At 73.1% G+C, this 6,295-nt stretch carries 5 protein-coding genes and 1 pseudogene; 4 read left to right on the forward strand and 2 right to left on the reverse strand.

The annotated features are described in order from the left end of the window. From ACWCSD_RS45295 to thyX, 4 genes are all read left to right on the forward strand, one after another. The coding region (locus tag ACWCSD_RS45295) for a glutamine amidotransferase-related protein (RefSeq protein ID WP_449924726.1) at positions 1–847 on the forward strand (847 nt) is incomplete at its 5' end. Positions 848–939: 92 nt separating this feature from the next. After that, complete coding sequence (locus ACWCSD_RS45300; protein ID WP_397156560.1) at positions 940–2,085, forward strand: amidohydrolase family protein; 1,146 nt, start codon at positions 940–942, stop codon at positions 2,083–2,085. A 187-nt stretch (positions 2,086–2,272) separates the two neighbouring features. Continuing rightward, a complete protein-coding gene (locus ACWCSD_RS45305) occupies positions 2,273–4,912 on the forward strand; it encodes a M4 family metallopeptidase (RefSeq protein ID WP_449924729.1) in 2,640 nt (879 codons plus the stop codon). A gap of 133 nt (positions 4,913–5,045) precedes the next feature. Next, a complete protein-coding gene (gene thyX, locus ACWCSD_RS45310) occupies positions 5,046–5,828 on the forward strand; it encodes an FAD-dependent thymidylate synthase (RefSeq protein WP_352350875.1) in 783 nt (260 codons plus the stop codon). Positions 5,829–5,832: 4 nt separating this feature from the next. Here the strand turns inward: thyX and ACWCSD_RS45315 are convergent, their stop codons facing one another. Together ACWCSD_RS45315 and ACWCSD_RS45320 are read right to left on the reverse strand one after the other, a co-directional pair. After that, complete coding sequence (locus tag ACWCSD_RS45315; protein ID WP_352330107.1) at positions 5,833–6,153, reverse strand: ubiquitin family protein; 321 nt, start codon at positions 6,151–6,153, stop codon at positions 5,833–5,835. 3 nt (positions 6,154–6,156) lie between these two features. Further along, a pseudogene (locus tag ACWCSD_RS45320) lies at positions 6,157–6,295 on the reverse strand (exo-alpha-sialidase); the annotation flags it as partial.

Raw genomic sequence — 6,295 nt, forward strand, 5'->3', positions numbered from 1 at the left:
CACCACCCGCCGCTGGTACGGCGGCGCCATCGGCTTCATCGGCTTCGACGGCTCCATGAACACCGGCCTGACCCTGCGCACCGCCCAGATCAAGAACGGCGTGGCCACCGTCCGGGCCGGGGCGACGCTGCTGTTCGACTCCGACCCCGAGGCCGAGGAGCGCGAGACCGAGCTCAAGGCCAGCGCCCTGCTCGGCGCCCTGGCCTCGGTCAACCAGCCCGACGCCGTCCCGCCCGCCGTGGTCAGGGAGCAGCCGGGGGCCGGCATGAAGGTGCTGCTCGTCGACCACGAGGACTCCTTCGTCAACACGCTGGCCGACTACTTCCGCCAGGAGGGGGCCGACGTGGTGACGCTGCGCCACGGCTTCCCGGCCCACACCATCGACGACGTCGCGCCCGACCTGGTCGTGCTCTCGCCCGGCCCCGGCTGGCCGTCCGACTTCGGCATGGCGGCGCTCATCGACGAGATCTACGCCCGCGACCTGCCCGTCTTCGGCGTGTGCCTGGGCCTGCAGGCCATGGTCGAGCACGCCGGCGGCTCGCTGGAGCTGCTCGACTACCCCGAGCACGGCAAGCGCGGCCAGGTCAGCCGCCTGGGCGACAGCGCGCTGCTGGAGGGGCTGCCCGAGGAGTTCACCGCGGCCCGCTACCACTCGCTGCACGCCAAGCGGCCCGGCGTGGTCGGCTTCACCCCGACCGCGCTCACGCCCGACGGCAACGTCATGGCCATCGAGGACGTCGAGCGGCGGCGCTTCGCCGTGCAGTTCCACCCCGAGTCGATCCTCACCCAGGAGGGTGGCGCGGGCGCGAAGATCATCGCGAACGTGCTGCGCCTCACCCGGCGCTGACCCGGGCCGGTTTCGTCTGGGAAGGGGCAGGGTGTTCCTGTCGTAGGGCAAAACGTCCGCGGGGGCGTGCGGGGCTCCCCTAGAGTCTCCGCATGCTCCCCGTAGCCCTGCCCGACACGGTGCGTGACGCGCTGCTCGCCCCGCTCGTCGACCACCACTGTCACGGGGTTCGCCGGGACGACCTGACCCGGGCCCAGTTCGAGCCGCTGATCAACGCCGGCGGCGCCCCGGCCCCGCCCGGCACCACGCATTTCGACTCGCCGGTCGGCATGAGCCTGCGCCGCTGGTGCGCCCCGCTGCTCGACCTGGAGCCGCACGCGCCCCCGGCCGTCTACCTCGCCCGGCGGGCCGAGCTGGGCGCCGGCGAGGTCAACCGGCGCCTGCTGGCCGGGGCGGGGGTGGTGGCGTTCCTGGTGGACACCGGGGACGAGGACATCGACCTGCTGTCGGCGGCCGAGATGGGCCGCCACGGCGGAGCCGCCGCCGACGAGATCGTCCGGATCGAGCAGATCGAGCAGGACGTCGCCGAGTCGGCGCAGCTCGCCGTCGACTACCTCGACGGCCTGGCCGACGAGCTGTCGGCCAGGGCCGCCAGGGCGGTCGGGCTCAAGACGGTCATCGCGGGCCGCTGCGGGCTCGACTTCGACCCGGCCAGGCCGAGCACCGGCTCGGTCATCGCCGGCGCCAACCGCCGCCTGGCCGACCCCAAACGGCCGCTGACCGACCCGGTGCTGCTGCGCCACCTGCTGTGGAGCGCGATCGACGTGGCCCGCGAGCGGGGGCTGCCGGTGCAGTTCCAGGCCGGGTTCGGCGGGCGCGGCCCCGACCTGCACCGTACGGACCCGGCCAGGCTCAGCGCCCTCATGGACGCGTTGCAGCCCCTCGGCGTGCCGGTCATCCTGCTCCACTGCTACCCCTACCACCGCACCGCCGCCTATTTGGCGGGCGTCTACCCGCACGTCTACGTCGACGTCGGCCCGGCCCTGCCGCACACCGCCGCCGCCTCGGCCCGCGTCATGGACGAGCTGCTGGAGCTGGCGCCGTTCCACAAGCAGCTGTTCAGCTCCGGCTGCCGCGGCGTGGCCGAGACCGGCTACCTCGGCGCCCTGTACCACCGGCAGGCGCTGGGCGCGGCCCTGCTGGCCAGGCTGGAGGCGGGGGAGTGGAGCCCGGCCGACGCGGCCAGGATCGCCCACATGATCGGCTCGGGCAACGCCCGCCGCGTGTACCGCCTCTGACGCCCGCTGGCAACGCCGGTTGGCGGCGGTGCGCGTTGTTGCCGTGACGGAATGCAATTAATTCACGACATTTCCCTCACTAATCGGAAATTTACATTTCCGGTAATCAAATTGTGATTTGTCTATTTGTCAATATTGCTGTGATGATCGTGGACGCCAGAACCCCTACGCCACACCTGGAGGTGTCGTGTCCTGGCGTCCCTTCGTCCTCACGGCCGCAGCCCTGTCACTCGCGCTGGCCGTCCCCGGTGTCGCGGCGGCCGACGACCCGCCGCAGCCGCAGGTGGAGTCCCGGCCCGGCACCCGGGCCCCCGCCGAGGTGAGCGGGCTGGCCGAGCCCGCCGCCGCAGCGGACCCCGTCGCCGCGGCCAGGGCCCACCTGGCCGACCCGCGCTACCACCTCGACCCCGCCGACCTGGTGCCGCTGCGCACGGTCGTGAACGGCCAGGACGAGACCGTCAGGTTCGCCCAGCGGTACCGGAACCTGCCCGTCTTCGGCGCCCAGTACCTGGTCCGCTTCCGCAAGGACGGCGCGAAGCGCGAGGTCACCGGCGCCGGCGGCCGCTTCCTCACCGACCTCGACGTGAACACCACGCCCACGGTCACCCCCGCGCTGGCGGCCCGGCTGGCCCGCGCCCGGCTCGTCCGGGACGACCAGGTCCGCGCCACGGTCAAGGCCACGCCCGGTGAGCTCGTCGTGCTGCCGCGCGGCAAGGGCGTGCTGGCCTGGCACGTCACCCTGACCGGCGCCGACGCGGCCAGGAAGCGGCCCGTCCTGCTGGACGCCTACGTGGACGCCCACTCCGGCCGGCCGCTGTTCGCGCTGGACCGGCTGCGCATGGAGGGCCCGGCGACCGGCAGCGGGCAGACCGCGCACGGCAAGACCGTCCCGCTCAACGTCTACCAGCGGGCCGACGGCGCGTACGAGCTGCGCGACCGCGCCCGCCCGATGTGGAACGGCACCACCGGCGAGATCCTCACCTACGACGCCGCCGGCGCCGACGTGCAGCAGTTCCTCGAACCCGGCGTGCCGGCCGGCACCGAGCTCGCCAAGTCGCCCACGCCCGCCTTCGGCCCCGAGCACACCGAGAGCGGCGCCGTGGACGCCCAGTGGGGCGCGGGCAAGGTCTACGAGTACTACAAGGGGCTCGGCCGCGACGGGCTCGACGGCAAGGGCGGCACGATGTACTCGGTCGTCAACGTCACCTACTACGGCAGTCCGTTCGAGAACGCCTTCTGGGACGGCACCAAGATGGTCTACGGCGGCGGCGGCGCCGACCTGCACTCCTTCGCCGCCAGCCTCGACGTCGTCGGCCACGAGATGACCCACGGCGTCATCACCCACAGCGCCGACCTGGTCTACCAGGGCCAGTCGGGCGCGATGAACGAGGGCCTGGCCGACTACTTCGGCAACGCCATCCAGACCGGCGCGCTCGGCATCCCGATGAGCGACCCCGACGCCAGCCTGCTCGGCGAGGACCTGTGCAAGAGCCTGCCGCCCACCCAGTGCGCCACCCGCGACCTCGACGACGACCGCAACGCCGCCAAGGACTACCTCGGCGTCACCACCGCGATCGACGCCGGCGGCGTGCACCTCAACTCCACGATCTTCTCCGGCGCCCTGTGGGACGTCAGGGAGCAGCTCGGCGCCGGCTTCGACAAGGTCGTCTACAAGGCGCTGACCGAGTACATGACCCCGCTCGACGACTTCGCCGACGGCCGCCGCGCCGTCGAGTCGGCCGCCCGCGCCGCCGGGCTGTCGGGGCGCGACCGGCTGGCGGTCGCGGCGGCGTTCGAGCGGCACGGCATCAGGCCCGGCTGGGAGCGGCTGATCCGCACCGACAGCCGCGTCGTCCTGGACGGCCTCACCGACTCCCTCGACCCGCCCGCCCTGGCCGGTGACCGGTACGCCGTCACCGACAGCACCCCCGACGCGAACGGCCCCACCGTCATCAGGACCGGACGCGTGAGCGGCGGCCCCGCGACCACCGTCTCCGACGACGGCCGCTGGGACTGGACACCGGCCACCGACGGCAGGCGCGCGGTGTGGGTCGCCCTCGACCCCGAGTCGGGCCGCTTCCAGGTCCGCTCCCGGCCGCTCGACGCCTCGGCGCCGTCCACCGTGCTGCACGAGACCACCGGCTACGTCTACGCCGCCGCGGTCTCGGGCGACGCCGTGGCCTGGTCCGGCGAGGACCCCGCGACCGGCGAGGTCGAGCTGTGGCTCAAGCGCGGGAACGCCGCCCCGGTCAACCTCACCGCCGACAAGGGTGTGGCCGGGTACATGCCCTCGGTCACCGGCGGCCGGCTGGTCTACGTGCGGGTGAGCTTCGTCTCCGGCGGCAGCCACAGCACGCCCGTCGTGCACGACCTGGCGACCGGCAAGGAGGTCGTGGTGCCCGAGGTGCCGCCGACCGGCGCGATCCCGTCGCTGTCGATCCGCCCGGTGCTGACCGCCGGGCACGTCGTCTGGCTCTACGACGCCGACCGCGACGGCCGGATGGGCGTCATGCGGGCCGCCCTGGACGGCACCGGCCAGACGCCGGTCGTGCCGGACGGGCCGCAGGCGCCGTACGCCACCTGGCTCGACGCGAGCGAGTCGCGGGTGACCGTCGGCGTGCAGCCGGACGGGACCACGCTGGAGAACGCGAACCTGACCAAGATCTACCAGGTTCCGGTCACCGGCGGGGCCCTTGAGCGCTACTCCTGCAACCGCGGGGAGCAGGCGCTGTTCGCCGCCGGCGCGGCGGGCCGCGTCCTGTGGCTGGACGGGACCGCCGGCGACACCGACCTGGTGACCCGCGACAGGCCCGCGCACCGCTGCTGACCTGGCAAGGGCGTCCGCCCGGCGCCCGCCGTGCCTCCGGAGGGGGACGGCGGGCGCCGAGTCGCGCGCAGCCCCGCGAGCTGGTTTGCTTGAGCCCGTCACAAACCACAGAACCCGAGCGGGGGGCTCCCTTATGCGCAGTGTCGAACCCGAGGTCTTCATCGTCGCCCGTCCTGAGCTTGACTACGACGAGCTCGCCCGATACCTGGGCGAGGTCGGCGGCGAGAGCTGGCTGGAGCGGCTCGACCGCGGCGACCTCGACGCCCAGAACCTCGCCGAGTTCGCCGGCCGCCTCTGCTACCGCTCCTTCGAGCCGGGCCTCAACCCCAACGTGGTGCGCATCAGGGAGAACCAGGACGACTACCTGCGCAACATCCTGGCCAGCGCGCACGGCTCGGTCCTCGAACACGTCAGCTTCAGCTTCGTGCTGCACAACGTCAGCCGCGTCCTGACGCACGAGCTGGTGCGCCACCGGCCCGGCGTGGCCATCTCCCAGGAGTCGCTGCGCTTCGTCCGGCTCGACGAGCTGCCGTTCTGGTTCCCCGAGTGGGCCCAGCAGGACCCCGAGCTGATGAAGCGGGCCACGGCCGTGCTGGAGCAGCTGGAGCAGTTCCAGCTCTGGATGGCCGGGCACTTCGGGCTCGACGAGGAGGGCGTGCCGTTCTCGGAGAAGAAGCACCGCACGTCGTTCATGCGCCGCTTCGCCCCCGAGGGCCTGGCCACCGGCCTGGTCTGGACGGCCAACGTGCGCACGCTGCGGCACACGATCGAGGCCCGCACCGCCGTCGGCGCGGAGGAGGAGATCCGCCTGCTCTTCCAGCGCATCGGCGAGCTCATGCGCAAGGAGGCGCCCGCCCTGTTCGGCGACTACGTCGTCGAGGACGGGGCCTGGGTGCCGGGCTGGCGCAAGGTCTGAGGCGTCAGGCGAGCGCGGGCAGCACGTAGACCTCGGCGCCCGGCGGCAGGGCGCAGTCCAGGCCGCCGAGCCCGCGGGCGTTCTCCCCGCACACGATCATGCTGATGTGCCGGCGGATGCGGCCGTAGTCGTCGCGCAGCCGCTCCTCCAGCAGCGGATGGGTGCGCCGCAGCATGTCGAGCGCCGAGCCGAGCGTGGGCGGGGAGTCGCGGTCGGCGCCGACCGCGAACACCTTCACCTCGGTGCGCCCGCTCACCCACCGCCGCAGCGAGCTGGGCAGCACGAACACGACCATCGTCACGGGCTTGGTGAATGACCTGGCCATCGGTCAGAGCACCGCCGCGCGCACGCTCAGCACGTCGGGCAGGTGGCGGGCGACCTGCGACCAGCTCTCGCCGTCGTCGCGCGAGCAGTAGACCTCGCCGTCGCGGGTGCCGAAGAACAGCCCGGCGGGGGAGGCGGTCATC

Source organism: Nonomuraea sp. NPDC001684 (genome assembly GCF_053596515.1).

Bases quoted from the DNA above. Each gene is read 5' to 3' on its own strand.
- ACWCSD_RS45300 (WP_397156560.1), top strand. From the start codon at position 940: ATGCTCCCCGTAGCCCTGCCCGACACGGTGCGTGACGCGCTGCTCGCC.
- thyX (WP_352350875.1), top strand. From the start codon at position 5,046: ATGCGCAGTGTCGAACCCGAGGTCTTCATCGTCGCCCGTCCTGAGCTT.
- ACWCSD_RS45315 (WP_352330107.1), bottom strand. From the start codon at position 6,153: ATGGCCAGGTCATTCACCAAGCCCGTGACGATGGTCGTGTTCGTGCTG.